The 17,461-nt window shown below is 63.5% G+C and carries 16 protein-coding genes; 9 read left to right on the forward strand and 7 right to left on the reverse strand.

From position 1 onward, the window contains the following. Positions 1-249: 249 nt before the first annotated feature. Positions 250-1,545 (forward strand): YhjD/YihY/BrkB family envelope integrity protein, encoded by a 1,296-nt coding sequence (locus HZF05_RS13995; RefSeq protein ID WP_160363790.1) that lies wholly within the window; start codon positions 250-252, stop codon positions 1,543-1,545. 72 nt (positions 1,546-1,617) lie between these two features. On the opposite strand, the gene HZF05_RS14000 is transcribed toward HZF05_RS13995, so the two are convergent. The 6 genes from HZF05_RS14000 to HZF05_RS14025 all read right to left on the reverse strand — a co-directional run bounded on the left by HZF05_RS14000 (position 1,618) and on the right by HZF05_RS14025 (position 9,335). Next, positions 1,618-3,201 (reverse strand): L,D-transpeptidase family protein, encoded by a 1,584-nt coding sequence (locus HZF05_RS14000; protein ID WP_246332012.1) that lies wholly within the window; start codon positions 3,199-3,201, stop codon positions 1,618-1,620. 100 nt (positions 3,202-3,301) lie between these two features. Further along, positions 3,302-4,957 carry a GMC family oxidoreductase gene (locus HZF05_RS14005; RefSeq protein WP_160363791.1) on the reverse strand — a complete coding sequence of 552 codons (1,656 nt, stop codon included), beginning with the start codon at positions 4,955-4,957 and terminating at the stop codon, positions 3,302-3,304. Then, on the reverse strand, positions 4,947-5,594 hold the full coding sequence (locus HZF05_RS14010) for a gluconate 2-dehydrogenase subunit 3 family protein (protein ID WP_160363792.1): 648 nt from the start codon (positions 5,592-5,594) through the stop codon (positions 4,947-4,949). Before HZF05_RS14010 ends, HZF05_RS14005 begins: the two co-directional genes overlap by 11 nt. After that, complete coding sequence (locus HZF05_RS14015) at positions 5,587-6,513, reverse strand: hypothetical protein (protein WP_343046893.1); 927 nt, start codon at positions 6,511-6,513, stop codon at positions 5,587-5,589. The genes HZF05_RS14010 and HZF05_RS14015 overlap by 8 nt, the downstream gene beginning before the upstream one ends. Positions 6,514-6,517: 4 nt before the next feature. Next, positions 6,518-8,299 carry a thiamine pyrophosphate-requiring protein gene (locus HZF05_RS14020; RefSeq protein ID WP_160363793.1) on the reverse strand — a complete coding sequence of 594 codons (1,782 nt, stop codon included), beginning with the start codon at positions 8,297-8,299 and terminating at the stop codon, positions 6,518-6,520. 40 nt (positions 8,300-8,339) lie between these two features. Continuing rightward, positions 8,340-9,335 carry an SDR family oxidoreductase gene (locus tag HZF05_RS14025; RefSeq protein WP_160363794.1) on the reverse strand — a complete coding sequence of 332 codons (996 nt, stop codon included), beginning with the start codon at positions 9,333-9,335 and terminating at the stop codon, positions 8,340-8,342. A gap of 130 nt (positions 9,336-9,465) precedes the next feature. Here HZF05_RS14025 and HZF05_RS14030 point away from each other — a divergent pair, with 130 nt between their 5' ends. Genes HZF05_RS14030 through HZF05_RS14045 form a run of 4 tightly spaced genes read left to right on the forward strand, consistent with a single transcriptional unit; the run spans position 9,466 to position 12,732 of the window. Continuing rightward, positions 9,466-11,028, forward strand: coding sequence for a GMC oxidoreductase (locus HZF05_RS14030; RefSeq protein ID WP_160363795.1), 1,563 nt, complete (start codon positions 9,466-9,468; stop codon positions 11,026-11,028). After that, positions 11,028-11,489, forward strand: a complete 462-nt coding sequence (locus HZF05_RS14035; protein WP_181638880.1) for a DoxX family membrane protein — start codon at positions 11,028-11,030, stop codon at positions 11,487-11,489. The genes HZF05_RS14030 and HZF05_RS14035 overlap by 1 nt, the downstream gene beginning before the upstream one ends. Further along, a complete protein-coding gene (locus HZF05_RS14040) occupies positions 11,486-11,932 on the forward strand; it encodes a cupin domain-containing protein (RefSeq protein WP_160363797.1) in 447 nt (148 codons plus the stop codon). Before HZF05_RS14035 ends, HZF05_RS14040 begins: the two co-directional genes overlap by 4 nt. Continuing rightward, positions 11,917-12,732: a VOC family protein gene (locus HZF05_RS14045; RefSeq protein ID WP_160363798.1), complete on the forward strand. Its 816-nt coding sequence runs from the start codon at positions 11,917-11,919 to the stop codon at positions 12,730-12,732. The genes HZF05_RS14040 and HZF05_RS14045 overlap by 16 nt, the downstream gene beginning before the upstream one ends. On the opposite strand, the gene HZF05_RS14050 is transcribed toward HZF05_RS14045, so the two are convergent. Continuing rightward, positions 12,722-13,636 (reverse strand): SMP-30/gluconolactonase/LRE family protein, encoded by a 915-nt coding sequence (locus HZF05_RS14050; protein ID WP_160363799.1) that lies wholly within the window; start codon positions 13,634-13,636, stop codon positions 12,722-12,724. The genes HZF05_RS14045 and HZF05_RS14050 overlap by 11 nt on opposite strands. Positions 13,637-14,024: 388 nt before the next feature. Here HZF05_RS14050 and HZF05_RS14055 point away from each other — a divergent pair, with 388 nt between their 5' ends. From HZF05_RS14055 to HZF05_RS14070, 4 genes are all read left to right on the forward strand, one after another. Further along, entirely contained in the window at positions 14,025-14,846 is an 822-nt protein-coding gene (locus HZF05_RS14055; RefSeq protein ID WP_246332013.1) for a glutathione S-transferase N-terminal domain-containing protein, read from the forward strand. A 48-nt stretch (positions 14,847-14,894) separates the two neighbouring features. Continuing rightward, positions 14,895-15,350 carry a DUF3617 domain-containing protein gene (locus HZF05_RS14060; protein ID WP_160363800.1) on the forward strand — a complete coding sequence of 152 codons (456 nt, stop codon included), beginning with the start codon at positions 14,895-14,897 and terminating at the stop codon, positions 15,348-15,350. Between the two features lie 160 nt (positions 15,351-15,510). After that, positions 15,511-15,885, forward strand: coding sequence for a DUF2784 domain-containing protein (locus tag HZF05_RS14065; RefSeq protein WP_160363801.1), 375 nt, complete (start codon positions 15,511-15,513; stop codon positions 15,883-15,885). 102 nt (positions 15,886-15,987) lie between these two features. Further along, a complete protein-coding gene (locus HZF05_RS14070) occupies positions 15,988-17,439 on the forward strand; it encodes an 8'-apo-carotenoid 13,14-cleaving dioxygenase (protein WP_246332014.1) in 1,452 nt (483 codons plus the stop codon). The last annotated feature ends 22 nt before the right edge of the window (positions 17,440-17,461 follow it).

A 17,461-nucleotide genomic window follows, 5' to 3' on the forward strand; every position in this document is an offset into this window, starting at 1 on the left:
CGTCACAGCGGTAGGGCGCCCGTAATAAGACGGAGTCTCTCTCGGATCGTCCCGGTTTGCCGAGTTCACCTTCACCTCGTCGCCATGCCAGGGCTATCGACGGATTATAATCACCTTTGTGTGCCCCCAGCAGAGCGCCTGGCCCCTTATCCGCAGGATCTTCGTTGAGAAGATGGCGTCGACCATAGCACGGCGGGCTGAGCTTCATCTTATTTGCCGTGAAAACGCTCTCGGAAGGCTGTCGTCATCGTGGACATTCCTCCATCCACCATCGAAAGCGGTGCGCGCGGCAGATCGGCTCGAGAATTTTGGCATATTCCAAAATCGGGCTGGCGCGACATCCTGGTCCGCACATGGTCCCAGACCGGAGAAGACAATCTCAGTCTGCTCGCTGCCGGCGTGGCCTTCTACAGTTTTCTCGCCTTTGTCCCGCTGCTGGCAGCCGTCGTGCTCGTCTATGGCATCGTCGCCAACCCGACAAACGTTGCCACGCATGTCGCGGAGCTTACCCGCCTGTTGCCTGCGGATGCCGCCAAGATCATCGCCAACCAGCTCAAGGGCATGACCGCGACACCCGTCACGCGGACTTCGATCGGGCTTGTTGTCGCGATCCTGTTGGCACTTTACGGGGCGATGCGGGGCGCGACATCGATCATCGAAGCGCTTAATATCACCTATGGTGAGCGCGAAACCCGCTCGATCGTCCGGACTTATGGCCTGGCATTCGGTTTCACACTCGGCGCGGTGCTGGTCACCATCGTCGCGCTCTTTACAATCAGTGCGATGACCCTGATCGGTGGTCTCATCCAGCTACCGAGTGTGGTTGGACCCATCGTCACCGTGGGCTTGTGGATCGCAACGGCTCTGGTGGCGAGCGGATTGATCGCCATCATCTACCGCTTCGGCCCTGACCGCGAACATGCGCGCTGGACATGGCTCACGCCCGGCTCACTGTTCGCAAGCTTCGGGACGCTGATCGCGACCCTCCTGTTCGGCCTCTATGTAAGCCATTTCGCGGGCTACAACGCCACATATGGTGCTTTGGGCGCGGTCGTCTCGTTCCTCATGTGGTTGTACGTCGCGGCGTTCGTCATATTGCTTGGTGCCGAACTCAACGCGGAAATAGAGCATCAGACGGCGAAAGACACGACAACCGGTGCAGAGTTGCCGCAGGGGCAGCGAGGAGCGGTCATGGCCGACACCACCGCCGGCGTGCCTCTATCTCCGGATCGATCTGATCTGAGCGTTGGCAGCTACGGCGCAAACATTCCTGCCTTATCCCCGGCTGTCGCGGCTGATCCATCGATTCTCCGCGTCAGTCTCGCTTCGGGCTTTGTCGCTTCGCAGCTGACCAGGATCGTCGGCGATATGAAGATCGGAACGATACCCTTGTCTCTGATGAGCGGGGGAATCGCCTTACTCGGCCGAAGGGGGCGGGCGCCGCTCGGTCTCATGTGTATCGCGGCGGGTGGCCTGCTCGTGTTTCGCGCGCAAGGTCGCGCCAATAGGGCGGCCGAGCCGCCTTGCCAGCGCGCCCCCCGATGATGAATTGTCACCGTCTCCCCGTTCGGATTGCGCGTAGCGAGCAAGCGTCGAAAGGCCGTCGATTCAGCTCAATCAAGGCCCGATGTCGATATCCTTCGGTTTTGGCTGCACTGACCTAGCGGCCGGGAAGCCGAGCGCCTTGGCGATCGCCGGGTTCCAGCCATAAGGATCAGTGCGGAAGGCGACCTTGCCGTCCGTATCCTGAAAGGCATTCCAGTAAAGCAACCGCACCGGGATCGGCTGCGGCAAGGTGACGAAGCTCTCCTTGCCGGCCTGCCGCGCCTGCTGCCATTGAGGCAGGATGCCCTGCTGCTGCGCCAGCGCCTGCGCGAAACCGAGCGCGTCATCGACGCGGACGCAGCCGTGACTGAGATGCCGCTGGACGCGCCCGAACAGTGAATGATCGCTGGTATCGTGCAGGTAAATCGCCTGATCGTCCTGCATGTCGAACTTGACGAGTCCCAGTGCGTTCTTCGGGCCCGACTGCTGGACGATGAAGCCGCCCTTATAGTCCATGCCGTGCGCCTTCAGATAGGCGGCGCCCTTGCCGCCGAGTGACGCATGCTGGATCGACTTCGGCACGGTCCAGGTCGGGTTGGCGACCAGCCGGTAGATCGGGGCGCGCAGCGGTGGCGTCTCCTTGCCGGGTTTGCCGACGATCACCTTGCGCCGATCGACGATCTTGCCGTCGCGATAATAGGTGAGCGTCGCAGCCGCCGTATTGACGTCGATGCGGGTTGCAGGCGGCGTGCGTGACAGCCAGCGGCGCCGCTCCATCTCGACGCCGAGCGCACGCGCCTTATCCTCAGGACCCTGGTTGAGCACATCCAATACGTCACCACCAATCGTGCCGTCTGCCTTCAGCCCGTAATCGAGCTGGAGCTGCTTGACGGCATTGGCAAGCGGTGGGGTGTAAGTGCCAGTATCCGCAGGCACGCCGCTCGGGTCCGCGGGCAGATAGCCGTTCGAGATGAGTTGCATCGTGATGTTGGCGATGCGTGGATCGTGATCGCCAACATGGATCGCCTTGGTGTTGGGGATCACCGGCGCGCTCTTGTCCGGCAGTCCATTACGATAGCCAAGATAGGCTGCCGAAAGCGCCTTATAGTCGGAATCCTGCGGGGCGAGGCTATCCAGCCACGCGCCGACGGTGCCGGCGTGCAAGGCGCCGAGCAGACCAGCGGCGAGATCGGGATCGGGACGAGGTATGGTGTAGACTTTGTGCAGCGTCGTCGGGTCGATCACACCGTGCGCAAGCGCGGCAGCGTAGGCGAGCGCCGCGCGGGTTCGAGCAACATCGGACTTCGCGGACGAGTCTTGATCGCCGGCAGAGCCGAAATCGACATGGTCGAGGCCGTCGCGCTGTCTTTCCGCCAGCGCCTTGACGAGTGCCTGTGTCGCGTCTGCCGACCATGCAGCCTGCCAGCCATCCTTGCCGTAGAAAGCTTTGGTCGCGGGATCGGTCGCTGCCGCCTGAAGGTCGGCCCTGGCGATCTCGGGTGGCGGCTGAACAGGCCCGCTCGCGCTTGGCGCCACCGTGTTGGACGTCGCGGTCCCAGCGTTCGAACCGGATGCCGATTGCTTCTCCGTCGTGATGTTACAGCCTTGCGCCATGAGCGCGAGCGCGGCGACAGAGCCCAATGTCGATGTCTTCATAGGGATCGGACGGCCTTTCGGGATGCTGCACCCGGAAAAGCCCGCGGCAGTGGAGAGCGAGTAAACGCTTCAAGACAACGGTTGGGCGCGCGGACCGTCGCTACAGTTCCCCTGCCGCCGCGAGCTGGCCGATCCGGTCCGCCGTGCGCAGCGCGATCGTCTGAGTGGTGAGCGCGGGATTGACGCCGCCGACGGTCGGAAACACCGAGCCGTCGCATATCCACAGATTGGGAATGTCCCAGCTGCGGCAGTCGGCATCGACGACGCTCGTGCGCCGATCCGACCCCATGCGCGCGGTACCACCGAGATGATTGGTGTCGTCTTCCTGGAGGAAGATGCCCTTCGCCCCGATCGCCTCGATCGAGCGGCCCATCTGCTCGAGCGCATGCGCGATCAGCGCCTTGTCGTTGTCGCCCCAGGCATAGGTGATCTTCGCGACCTTCAGGCCATATTGGTCGAGATCATCGGACAGCGTCACGCGATTGGCCTCGTTGGGCAGCATCTCGCCGACCATCTTGACGCCGATCATGTAGTTATAGTCGAGCATCGCATCGCGCAGCTTCTGGCCCCACAGCCCACGCGCGCCGGTCTGGATAGACGCCCATTCGTTGGGCAGCGGCCCCTGCCCCAGCCAGATATAGCCGCCGTGGAAATCCTTGTTGTCGTCATAGTTCCAATGCTCGGTGATGGCGAGGCTGGGCGGCCCCTTGTACCAGCGCACCGGCTCATCCATCCGGCCCCACACGGCCTGGTTGGACTGCGTCATCAAATTCTTGCCGACAAGCCCCGAGCTGTTGGCGAGCCCGTCCGGATAGCGCTGGTCGGCGGAGTTGAGCAGCAGCCGCGGCGTCTCGATCGCATAGCCGGCGACGACGACATTCTTCGCGCGCTGGAAATGCCATTCTCCCTCGCGGTGATAATGGACGCCCGTCGCACGGCCACTCGGGCCGGTCTCGATCCGACCGACCATGGCGAGATCGCGGATCTCCGCACCGGCCGCAAGCGCCCGCGGGATCCACACGGTCAAAGCGGAGCGCTTGGCGTTGGTCGTGCAGCCGAACCGGCAGAAGCCACGATAGGCACAGGGCGGCGACTTGCCCTCGGGGCCGCTAAGCGGCGCCGACAAGGTGGCGAGCGGCGTCTCGGTCCAATTGATCCCGATCGCCTCGCAGCCCTTGGCGAGGAGCTTGCCAGCGCCATTGAGCTCATGCGCGCGATACGGATAGCGCGGCCGCTTAGGGCCCCAAGGATAGGTCAGCGGGCCGGAAATGTTGATCTGCTTCTCCGCCAGATCGTAATAATGCCACATCTCCTGCCACGAGATCGGCCAGTCGGCGCCATAGCCGAGCGAGGTCCGTGCGGAGAAATGCTCGGGGCGGAAGCGCAGCGACACCATCGCATAGTGGACGGTCGAGCCGCCGACCGCCTTGCCCGAATTCTTGCCTCCCATCTGGATCGGGTTGGCCCCGTCAACGACGCGCCTGTCGGTCCAATAGAGCTTGTTCTGCTCGCTCTCGTCCGAGGCGAAATCCTCGAGCGGCCGGAAATAGGGGCCCGCGTCGAAGGCGACAACGGAAAAGCCCTGCTCGGCGAGCAAGGCCGCCAGCGTGCCGCCGCCGGCGCCCGTGCCCACGATGGCAAAATCGACCTCGTCGGTCTCGCGATGCTCGCGCATCGACACCCAGGCGCCGTGGCGAAAGACGTCTGGGGCGCGACCGTGGCGGGCGCGCGGCGCGGAGAAGGGATTAGACAACATGCCGATTGTCCCGCTCGGCCTTCTTTTCGTGGCCGGGCGTCGCCTCGGCGGCTTCCCAGGCGTCGCGGTGATCACCGTCGAGCCGGACATAGCCGCGTGGCGAGGCCGGTCCCCCGAACCCGATCTCGTTCCAGGCGGAGGGGTGGCTGTAGAAGAGCCCCGGCACATCGACGAGTACGCGACGCTTGAAGAATTTCTGCGGATCGAGGTCACCCCAATGCTCGCCGCCGAGACCGCCGTCCGCCATCGCGCCGATCAGCCGATCCTGATCCTCGTCGGAGAGTGAAGCAAAGCTCCGGCCGCCATGGCGCGTCTTGGCCTCGGCCTCGATCGCCGCGAGACCCCGCCGCCAGGCTTCGCGCATATAGGGCATGTCCGCATCGCGGAACCCGTCGCCATGGTCGGCGAGAAGCTTGGCGTCGAGAAGCGCCGCGAGCGGCACCGGCGCGGCGTCTTCCCGTTGCGGCAAGATGCGCTCGCAGAACGCCGCCGCGACGGACCATTCATCTCTCGTCAGAAATCGCGGGCGATCGGGCGTCGCCAGCCGCTTGTCGACGACCTTGCGCGTCGCCTCGTCCCAAGACGGGGTATTGCGCTTGGCGAGAACGTCGTAGCCGGGATAGCGGGGCTTAGTCATCCTTGTCGTCCACCAGCAAGGCGAGCGCGGCGAGACCGGCGAGCGCGAGCCCGGTGAAGGACGGTGGCGCCGGCAAAGGCGGTCCTGCAAAAAGATTCTGTCGCCAGTTGCGCCAGCCGCCCATATTGCGCGAGACGCCGTAGGCATGGAGAGCGACGCCGGCGATGCCCATCGCCGCGGTTGCGGCCAGCCAACCGCGCGAGGCGGGGCGGGCGACGCCAGCCGGCCCGACGGCGGCATAGACGAGCAGCGCGGCCGCGGCGGGTGGCATCGTCACCGGCAAAAGCATGGCGGGATTATGGAAGGCACCACGAAAGTGAAGCAGGCCGGCTTCCGCGGTCGTGCCCAGCAGCGACGCGCCAGTCAGCGCCGCGACCACGCGGCCCGCCGGCAAGCCCGCGACCATCGGCCGGGTTCCGGGCTTGTTGTCGCGTACCCGTTCGCCGAGGAAGCCCATCAGCCCAGACAGCGAGATCGCGGCCGGCGCGCCGATCGGGGCGGAATAGAACAGGTTCTGCCAGCTGAACCCGCCGACTTTCTTGGTGACGTTGTAGATGTGGAAGGCGGTGCCGACGAGGCCGGTCAGGCCGGCCGCGACATAGACCGTGTCGCGCAGCGGGTGCGCGCCGTGGCGCCCGTCGACATGGCCGTGGACGCTGACGCCGATCGACAGCGCCGACGTCACGATCGGCGTCCACATCGCCTTGTTGCGGAAGTCGCCGCGATAATGCTCCATCGCGCTGTCCACCAGCACCGATGCCGCGATCGTGCCTGCCGCACGGTTGAGCCGCCGCGCGGCGGTGACGATCTCCGTCTTCGACGGGATGGGCGCGGTTTCGTAACCACCGCGCGCAACGGGTGCCTCGCCCCGAAAGCCCAGCAGGAAGCTCGCCTTCAGCCGCTCGCGCGTCGTTGCCACAGGGTCAATCCTTGCCCGGGAGGATACCCGCAAGCAGCTGCTTGGCGCTGTTCTTGATGACGCTGGCGAGTTCGGGCTCGTCGGCCATCATCGTCATGAAATTCTTGGCGTCCTTGAGCGTGATGTGCGGCGGCAGCGGCGGGACGTTCGGGTCCGCCTTCATGTTCATGATCACCGGCCGATCGGAGGCCAGCGCCTCGTCCCATGCCGCGCCGATCTTGTCGGGATCGTCGCAGTAGATCCCCTTGAACCCGAGCAGCTCGGCGTATTTGTGATAGGGAAAGTCGGGGATCGACTGGGTGATCGGCGTCTTGCCGTCGCCGAGCTGGACGCGCTCCTCCCAGGTCACCTGGTTGAGATCCTGATTGTTGAGCACCATCAGGATGAAGCGCGGATCGGACCAGGTCTGCCAATATTTGCTCACCGTGATCATCACGTTGAGGCCGTTCATCTGCATCGCGCCGTCGCCGATGAAGCCGATCACGGGCCGGTCGGGATAGGCCATCTTGGCGGCAACCGCATAGGGCGTCGCGGCACCGAGCGAGGCGAGGCCGCCCGACAGCGAACCCATCATGCCGCGCCGGATACGAATGTCGCGCGCATACCAATTCGCGACCGATCCGCTGTCGCCGGTCATGATCACACGGTCGGGCAGGCGCGGCGACAGTTCATGGAAGATGCGCTGCGGATTGACGGGGTCCGCCGGCTCCATCGCGCGATCCTTCAGCGTCTCCCACCATTTCGCGACGTTGGTCTCGATGCCCTGTCGCCACTTGGCATTGTCGTTCTGCACCAGCAGCGGCAGCAGTGCCGCCAAGGTCTGCTTGGCGTCGCCGACCAGGCTATATTCCATCGGGTAGCGCAGCGAAACGTTGGCGCCGTCGATATCGATCTGCACACCGCGGGCGTCGCCGGGCTTGGGCAGGAACTCGCTGTACGGGAAAGCGGACCCGATCATCAGGAAGGTGTCGCACTGCTTCATCAGATCCCAGCTCGGCTTGGTACCGAGCAGCCCGAGCGATCCGGTGACAAAGGGCAGATCGTCGGGCAGCGCCGCCTTGCCGAGTAGTGCCTTGGCGACGCCGGCATTGAGCCGGTTGGCGACCGCGATCACCTCATCGGTCGCATGCAGCGAGCCGGCGCCGACCAGCATCGCCACCTTCTTGCCGCTGTTGAGGATCTCGGCGGCCTTTTTCAGATCGGCCATGCCGGGCAGTGTCGCGGCACCGGGATAGCCGACGCCGGTATGCGTCGCGCCATGCACCATCGGCGCATCTTCATAGGCGAGGTCCTGAAGATCGTTGGGAATGATCACGGTGGTCACGGCGCGCTTGGCCTGCGCGATCCGCACCGCGCGATCGATGCAGGTGCGGACCTGCTCGGGCACGGTCGCGGTAATGACATATTCGCAGACATCGCCGAACAGCGTCTGAAGGTCGACCTCCTGCTGATAGCTGGCTCCCAGGGCCGAGCGCGCCTGCTGGCCGACGATCGCGACGACGGGCATATGGTCGGCCTTGGCGTCGTAGAGCCCGGTCAGCAGATGGATCGCGCCAGGCCCCGACGTCGCGTAGCAAAGCCCGACCTGGCCGGTAAACTTGGCATGCGCCGATGCCATGAACGCCGCCATTTCCTCGTGGCGGACCTGGACGTAGTCCATGAAATCCTTGGCCTTTTCGAGCGCGACGTCGAGCCCGCCGACGCCGTCGCCCGGATAGCCATAGACCCGCGACAGACCCCATTCACTGAGGCGCTTCCAGACAAATTCGGCGACATTCTGGGACATGGAAAGCTCCGTGGGATATGCAAACGAAAGAATGCGGGGATCAGGCCTTGGGCCGTCTGACTGCGCCCGCCACGGCGAGCGCGATGCCCGCCGCGAACAGGCCACCGAACATCAGGCAGCGATGGCGATCGGTGAACATCTCGATGCTTCGCGTCCGGGAGCGGTCGTCGAAACGGCCATGCGCGGAATAATCCCCCGGCACGGGCTCGAAGAGATTGTTCGGGGCATCGGGTGCCGTCGGCTTGTCGGAGAGCTGGCCCGAATAGCCCGTCTTCGCCAGATAACGGTCGATCAGACCCGGCGCGATCCGGTTGGCCATGATGGCTTTGACCGTAGGCCAGCCGACCCAGACATCGCGGCGCTTGTGCGTGGCTGCGAAGAAGATCGCGCGCGCGGGCACCTCGGGCTCGAAGATCGGCGCCACCGGCTTGGCCTTGCGCCCCATCTTGTTGAGCGCCCAATCGAACTGCGGCGTGTTGACCGCCGGCAGATCGACCATCGTTATATGCACGTCTAGCTTGTCGTGGATGATCTCGGAACGCAGGCTGTCAGTGAAGCCGCGGATCGCGGCCTTGGCGCCGCAATAGATCGACTGGAGCGGAACCGAGCGATAGGCCAGCGCCGAACCGACATTGATGATCGTGCCCCGGTTGCGCACGCGCATCCGCTTCAATGCCGCCATCATGCCATGGACCTGGCCAAGATAGGTCACCTGCGTGCCGCGCTCGATCTCCGCAGGCGTCAGCTTCGACACCGGCGCGAACACCGTCGCCATGGCGACATTGACCCAGATATCGATCGGTCCGAGTTCGGCCTCGACGCGTTCGGCAGCCGTCTCCACCGCGCCCGCGTCCGCGACATCGGTCGGGATCGGCAGTGCCCGTACACCCAGTCGCCGGATCTCCTCCGCCGCCCGCTCGAGACGAGCGGGATCGCGAGACAGCAGCGCGACATCATATCCATGCCGCGCAAACTCTTCGACGGTGGCGCGGCCAACGCCTGCGCCCGCGCCCGTGATGACGGCGACCTTGGACATCTGATTCTCCAGAGATTTGTTCATCAAGCGAATAGCTTGCGCCGAGAGTTCCGATTTCCGTTCCTAAATTGGCTGTAATGAAACGGATGACGCCGCCCACCGTTCAGGGGACAACTCCCGGGAATGTCGCGTGGCTGACCATTATGATCTGATCGTGATCGGCAGCGGCCCAGGCGGGGCATCGCTGGCCCAGCGGCTCGCGCCCACCGGCAGACGTATCCTGATCCTCGAACGCGGCGACTATCTGCCGCGCGAGGAAGCCAATTGGGACTCGAAAGCGGTGTTCGTCGACGGTCGATACCAGGCGGACGAGACATGGGCGGATGCCAAGGGCAAGGATTTCGCCCCGCAGCTCCATTATTATGTCGGCGGCAATTCGAAGGTCTACGGGGCGGCATTGTTCCGCTTACGCGAACGCGATTTCGACGAGGTCACGCATGCTGGCGGCGTGTCCCCCGCATGGCCGCTCAAATATGACGCTTTCGCCCGCTATTATGACAAAGCGGAAGCGCTGTTCCACGTTCACGGCGCCCGTGGCGAGGACCCGACCGAACCGCCGACGACAAGCGCCTATCCGTTCGTCGCGGTGAAGCACGAGCCCAAGGTCGCCGTACTGTCTGAGAAGCTCGCCGGGATCGGCCTGAGGCCCTTTCATCTGCCGCTCGGGATCCTGCTCGATCAGAAGGAGGACGGTTTCGCGACGCCGACCAGCACCTGCATGCGCTGCTCCTTCTTCGACGGTTTCCCCTGTCTGCTCAACGGCAAGGCCGACGCGCAGGTGATGTGCATCGATCCGATGCTCGCGGCGCACGACGATGTGACGCTGCTGACCGGTGCCTATGTTTCGAAGCTCGATACCGACTCGACCGGACGGCGGATCGACGCCGTCCATGTCACGCGGAATGGCCATGAGGAGGTATATTCGGCCGATACGGTCGTCGTCGCCTGCGGTGCGCTCTCCTCCGCCTTGCTGCTGCTGCGCTCGGCGAACGTGCAGCATCCCAATGGGCTCGCCAATGGCTCGGGCCAGGTCGGCCGCAACTACATGCGCCACGAGATGAGCATCGTCATGGCGGTGATGCGCCACGTCAACGACACCGTCTTCCAGAAGACGCTGGCGCTGAGCGACTTCTACTTTGGGAGCGATGACTGGGATTATCCGCTCGGCCTCATCCAGATGTGTGCGACCAGCCATGCCGATCAGATCAAAGGCGAGGAATTGCCCGGCTGGCTCGAATGGCTACCCGAGATGCCGTTCGACGAAATCGCGCGCCATTCGATGGATTTCTGGCTGCAGGCCGAGGATCTGCCGCATCCCGATAATCGCGTCTATTACAAGGACGGCAAGGTCCATCTCGATGTCGTCGCGACCAATCCGCGGGCGCTGGAGCAGCTCAAGCGCAAGCTGAAGGACGTGTTGTCGCAGATCGGCTGGCCAGCGGTGCTGCTCGAACGCTCGCTTTATCTGGGCAAGGACATCCCCCTGAGCGGCACGGCGCATCAGGCGGGCACCTGTCGCTTCGGCAACGATCCTTCCACCTCGGTGCTGAACCTCGACTGCCGCGCCCATGAGGTCGACAATCTCTACATCACGGACGCGAGCTTCTTCCCCTCGATCGGCGCGGTGAACCCGACGCTGACAATCATCGCCAACGCCTTGCGTGTTGCCGACATCATCAAGGATCGCATGTGATGGGCGCGATGATCATGGCGCTTGTCGTGCGCTATGGGCTGGTAATGCTGTTCATGCCGTTCAGCGCGCTCGACAAGATCTTCAATTTCGAAGGCGCGCTCAAGCAGTGCGGACAAATCTTCAAGCCCAAGGCGCTGGCAGCGATCATCCTGCTTTGCGGTCTGGGAATCGAGGTCTTCTGCACGATCGGCGTCGTAACCGGGGTTGCGGATCGCGCTTGCGCGCTGATCCTCGCCGGTTACTGTGCTGCGACTGCTGTCCTCTACAAGCAATTCTGGGCACAGGGTGATTTCTGGGCCAATCCGGACGGCAAGGGGCGCACCCTGTTCTGGGATTTCCTCAAGAATCTATCGTTGGGTGCGGGCTTCCTGCTGATCGTCGTCGGCACCGACGGTCAAGGACTCGCGCCCTTCCTCGCCCATCCCCTCGCATCCAGCCATCCCTATGGAGTTCACCCATGAGCGATCCCGGCCCCAAGCCTTCCGTCCCCTTTTGGCATCTCCATGTCGGCGAGGACGGCGTCAGCCACCAGACGCAATGCGCGCTGACCGATTACGAGCTCAAGGGCGTCGGTCCTGCCGACCCGCAGTGGAACGACAAGATGGCGCGTGGCGAGGCGACCGTCGTCTTTACCGTACAGCCGGTCGGCTGGGTGGGCGACTGGCATGAGAATCCGGCGCCGCAATGGATCATCGTGCTCTCCGGGCGCTGGTGGATCGAAAGCATGGACGGCACCCGCATCGAGCAAGGTCCAGGCGAATTCTCCTTCGGCGAGGACCAGGGTTGTACCGAGACGGACGGCAAGAAGGGGCATAAGTCCGGCACGATCGGAGATGAGCCCTGTTGCCTGATGACGGTGCAACTCCACGTCGATCCGAAGCGCGAGCCATGTCATCTGACGTGAGGCTCGCCGCCATAAAAGGCTTCCGGCTCGTCACCCAGAATCCGGAGCGCCTACGGCTGTTCTACGAGGCGCTGGGCTTCATCGCGTCCGATCCGATCGGCATCGAGGCAGGCGAGATGGAAGCACTCGGGCTCACCGGTTGTGGCATGCGTATAGCGATGGTCCTCGGCGAAAGCCGGCTCGATCTCGATTGTTTCGAGCAGCCCGGCCTCCCCTACCCCGCCGACGCGGACGCGGCGGACCTCGTCTTCCAGCATCTGGCGCTGGCGACCAGCGATGCAGGATCGGCCTGGTCGAACGCCTTAGCGGGCGGCGCGATGGCGATCAGCAGAACAGGCCCCGTCACGCTTCCGCCGTCCGCGGGCGGCGTGACCGCGGTCAAGTTTCGCGATCCCGACGGCCATCCGCTCGAACTCCTTGAGTTTCCGGCGGGCAGCAATTCGACCTGGCAGGGTCATGGCATGTTGGGGATCGACCATAGCGCTGTCTCCGTCGCTACCATAGACGACAGCTTTCGGTTCTATACGCGCCATGGCCTCAAGGTCGGCGATCGCACGCTCAATCACGGCCCGTCCCAGATCGCGCTCGACGGACTGGACGATGTGGTGGTCGATGTCGTGCCGATGAACCCATCCCGCGCGACGCCGCATATCGAACTGCTGCGATATCGCACGCCATCGGGCCGCACCTTTCCGCCAAGCTCGCCCAATGACGTAGCAGCGACGCGGATCGTCTGGGTCACCGATCAGGAGACCCTTCTCCGCGACCCCGACGGTCACCTTCACCAGCTTACACGATAAGATCGATCGCCAGCAGATATTGCGTCGCGGCGATGAACAGGCGTCGGCCATCGACCCCGCCGAAGCAGCAATTGGATGCGACCACGGGCAAGGGGATGAAGCCGAGCTTGCAGTGATCCGGCGACCAGATGTGCACGCCATCGGCCGCCGTCGTCCACACCCAGCCCCGGGGGTCGACTGCGAAGCCGTCAGGATAGCCGTGATCGGTGTGACAGAAGAAGCGTCGGTTCGAGAGCGCCCCCTCCTTGCCGACGTCGAATGTGATGATCTCGTGCTTCTTGCCCGCTTTGAAACCTGGCACTTCACCAAGCGATAGTGACGTGTCCGACACGTAGAGCGTGCCGCCGTCGGCGCTGAATGCGAGGCCGTTCGGCTGCTCGAAATCGGCCATGCGGGTGAGTTCGCCACTCTTCGGGTCGAAGCGATAGACGCTGCGATGATCGATCTCCGGCTCGGCCAGCGCTCCCTGGTTGGGCATCACGATGCCGAAAATCGGATCGGTGAACCAGATCGACCCGTCGGGCGCTACCGCGACGTCGTTGGGCGAATTTATACGCTTGCCCTCGTAATGGGTGACGATCGGTTCGGGCGAATTGTCATAGTCCCCGCCGCGGCTGATGCAGCGTCGACCATGTTCGCAATGCACGAGCGTGCCGTCGTGCTCGACGGCGTTGCCGTTCATGAACCAGGTGCCGTCGATCAACACCTCGACATGGCCGTCGGGATACCATCCCAGCAATCGCCGGTTGGGCACGTCGGACCAGACCAGTCTCTGCTCTGTCGGCTGCCATACCGTGCCCTCGCCGTGGATCGTGCCTTCATGCAGGATCAGCGGTGTCGCATCCCCCGACAGCACCTCCTCGAGCCGCGGATCGTCGAACTGTACGCCGCGGAATTCGGCCATTGCATCGGCTTCCCCCGCTCGATGGAGCAGGCGTCCCGGCTCGAGATTGCTTGTCACTGCTTAGACCTTCCATTTTGAACGACCGCCATTTCTTGTTCCCGGCGTCGGTGGTCGTCGCTCGGCTCAGTTTACGATCCGCGCTTTACGAACTCTGTTGGGGATAACTGTCATAAGAGCCAGCTGATCCGTGCCCTGATCAACGTGTCGGCAGTCGAAGCTCGCTTTCTGGTGCGTCACGTCACGCATGTGCCGAAGGTAAGCGAAGCGCGACCGGAACGCCCGGTTTTGACGGAAGCTGCCATTGGCAGGCACAGGATGGAATGGGCGGAAAGTCCCACGATCCGATGTTCGCTTCCGGCTGCAGTCAACCGGATATCGCCGTTCACCCATGGTGGTGCGTACGTCCGGATCTGACAGAAGCTGCCGCCCGGGAGATATGAAGCTACCGATCTGCAGCCGCGCCCGATCCGGCGATCGCTTCCTGCAGCAGGCGACCAAAATCAGATGTTCAGACGCCGAGATCGAGATCTCGGTAGCTCTCGTTGGTTGGTCCACGGATGTGCAACACGATCGAGACCAATTTTGCGCGCCAGACGTTAGCTGGGAAACATCAGGAGAGATCACCATGAAGCTCTATTTTTCGCCCGGCGCCTGCAGCATGGCTGATCATATCGCGCTGCACGAGGCGGGCTTGTCGTTCGATCACGAAAAGGTCGACCTCAAGGCCAAGCGTACCGAGAGTGGAATCGACTATCTCACGATCAATCCGAAGGGCTATGTGCCGGCGTTGACGATCGATTCCGGCGAAACGCTGACCGAGAACGTCGCCATCCTCGACTGGATCGCGCATCAGGATGGCGCGCTCAAGCCGTCGGGCGCGATGGGACATACCTACCTTCTTCAGGCGCTGGCCTACATTTCGACCGAGATCCACAAGTCCTTCAAACCCTTCTTCGCGGGCGCTGAAGAAGATGAGAAAACGAAGGCGGCTGAGACTATCCTGAAGAGGATGAATTACCTCGCCGATACGATGAAGGGCGACTTTATGTTCGGCAGCGACGTGAGCGCCGCCGACTGCTATCTGTTCGTCATGCTGCTCTGGGCGCAGAAGAACGGCGTCGAAGTCCCCGCCAAACTCGAAGCGTTGCGCGATCGGATGCGCGAGCGTCCGGCGGTGCAGAAGGCGATGACGCACGAAGGCATGATGTAGAGTCACCCGGTTCCCGTCGGTGCCGAACTTCTTCAGGAGCAGGCGAGAATGCGCACGTTGACTGCCATCGTCCTGCTCCTATTGCCGGGCGCGGCCGGTGCACAGGCGGTGCAATCCGGCCCATGGGATGTCACATCAACCGCGGTGAGCCTCGATATACCGGGCGCGCCGGCCTTTTTGCTGCGGATGATGAAGGGCAAATCGAAGAGCGAGCGGAAATGCGTGTCTCCCGTGCAGGCCGTCGACGGCGTCGCCGCGCTGCTCGCTCCCGATCCGAAGGCCCAATGCCACGTCGATAGTCAGCAGATCGCGGGCGGCCTGTACCATCAAGCCCTGACCTGCCCACAGAAGCAGGGTCCGCCGATTCGGATAACGCGGAGCGGCACCTACGACGCGGCGGGCTTTACGGGGCGGCTCGATATGGGTGGTCAGACGCCGAAGGGCGCGATGAGCATCGTGCTCGACCAGAAGGCAGTTCATGCTGCCGGCACATGCCGAGGATGAAGGATGGCCAAGTGCAGCGTGTGTGGATGTTCCATTCCTCAGCGTATAGGTAATCCGGAACACGTTTCCCGCCGTATCTCAATCATGCGCAGGCAACATGACGATCCATTCGCTCGGCGCGACCTGGTTGGGCAAACGCCTGTGACGTCAGGCTAAGGCGATGCTTGGCCTTCTGATCCTCGCCGTGCATGTCGGCATCATCCTGTTCAACATCTTCGGGCTGATCGCGATTCCGTTCGGCGCATGGCGCCGGTGGAGCTTCGTGCGGGCGCCTGTGTGGCGTTATCTCCACATACTTTCGCTGGGCCTCGTCGCCGTTCAAGCAGCGCTCGGTCGTGCCTGCTTCCTGACGATCTGGCAGGATGCGCTGACCGAAGGGGCACCAGAAAGCCAGCCGCTGATCGCGAGGACAGTCGATGCGCTGATCTACTGGCCCATCCCGATCTGGGTCTTTGCTGTCGGCTATGTGCTGATCTTCGCCTATGCGCTCGCGCTGATGTGGTTCGTCCCGCCGCGCCGCTTCGGTCGGCCGTAGCGCGATCCTCGCATTCTGCAGCCAACGCCGCGGTCAGTCCGATCGGCTACGGGATGCGTTGAAGCGTCGGTGCTCCAGTGAGGTGCACGGAGAGAAAACAATATGACCGTCGCCGAACGCGCTGCAATGCTGATGGAAGGCGCCGTCCGCGCGGTATCATCCCCAGTGATCTCGGGGCTGGCGTCATTCAATCGCTGGCGGCTTCCGCCCCGCGATGCCCCGCATCCGCTGCTGACCGGCATCCACCAGCCGATGACCGAAGAGCTCACCTTGACCGATCTTGTGGTCGAAGGTGTGATCCCGCCCGAGCTTGACGGACGTTATGCGCGGATCGGTCCCAATCCCGTCGATCCCGATCCGCGCAGCTATCACTTCTTCACCGGCGACGGCATGATCCATGGCATCCGGATCGCCGATGGCCGTGCGCACTGGTACCGCAACCGCTGGATACGATCGAACGCAGTGGCCAAAGCCCGAGGTGTCGCACCAGCGCCGGGGCCGCGGCATATCTTCGATACGGTGAACACCAGCATCCTCGGCCACGCCGGCGGAGCATACGCGCTGGTCGAGGCCGGCAGCACGCCCGTCCGCTTCGGCGAGGAACTGGACGAGCAGCGCTTCGACGATTTCGCAGGCACACTCCCCGGTTCGTTCACGGCGCACCCGCGACGCGATCCGGCGACAGGCGAGCTTCATGCGATCTGCTATGAAGCGACCGATCCCAATCGCGTCCGCTACAATGTCATCGATACGCCGGGTAAGGTGCGGCGGTCGGTCGTCATCCCGGTCTCACACGGCCCGCTCATTCACGATTGTGCGATCACCGATCGGTTCGTGATCATCCTCGATCTGCCGCTGACGCTCTCGCTGCGAACCGTCATCTCGGGTCGTGGCTTCCCGTATCGTTGGAATCCCCATCATGCCGCGCGCCTTGGATTGCTGCCCCGCGAGGGCGAAGCTAGCGACATCATCTGGATTCCGCTCGATCCCTGCTTCGTTTTCCATACCGCCAACGCCTATGATCTGCCCGACGGCCGCGTCGTCCTCGACGTGATCGCCTACGAGCGGATGTTCTCCGACGAGAATGACGGCCCCGACGCCAACCCGCGCGGGTTCGAGCGCTGGACGATCGATCCCGCGGCTCGGACGGTCAAACAGCGCACCCTCGACCATACGCCGCAGGAATTGCCGCGGATCGACGAGCGCCGCACCGGTCGCGCCTACCGCTATTCCTACGCTATGGGATTGCCGACTGAGATCGGCGAGACACTGGTCGGCGAAGCGCCTTTGTTCAAGCATGACCTCGAGACGGGCGTCAGCACGGCTCACGATTTTGGTCCGGGCCGCGTGGCGGGCGAATTCATGTTCGTGCCTCGTAATCCTGAAGCGGAAGAAGACGACGGCTGGCTGATCGGCCTGGTAATCGAAGCCGGTGGCGTAGGAACGTCGCTGGAGATCATCGATGCGCGTAAGATAGATCAGGCGCCGGTCGCCGCGATCAGGCTGCCGCACCGTGTTCCGCCCGGCATCCACGGTACATGGCTGGCGGCATAGACCAAGCGCGCCGGTGGAACGA

This window comes from Sphingomonas chungangi (assembly GCF_013778325.1).
Classification (GTDB): domain Bacteria; phylum Pseudomonadota; class Alphaproteobacteria; order Sphingomonadales; family Sphingomonadaceae; genus Solisphingomonas; species Solisphingomonas chungangi.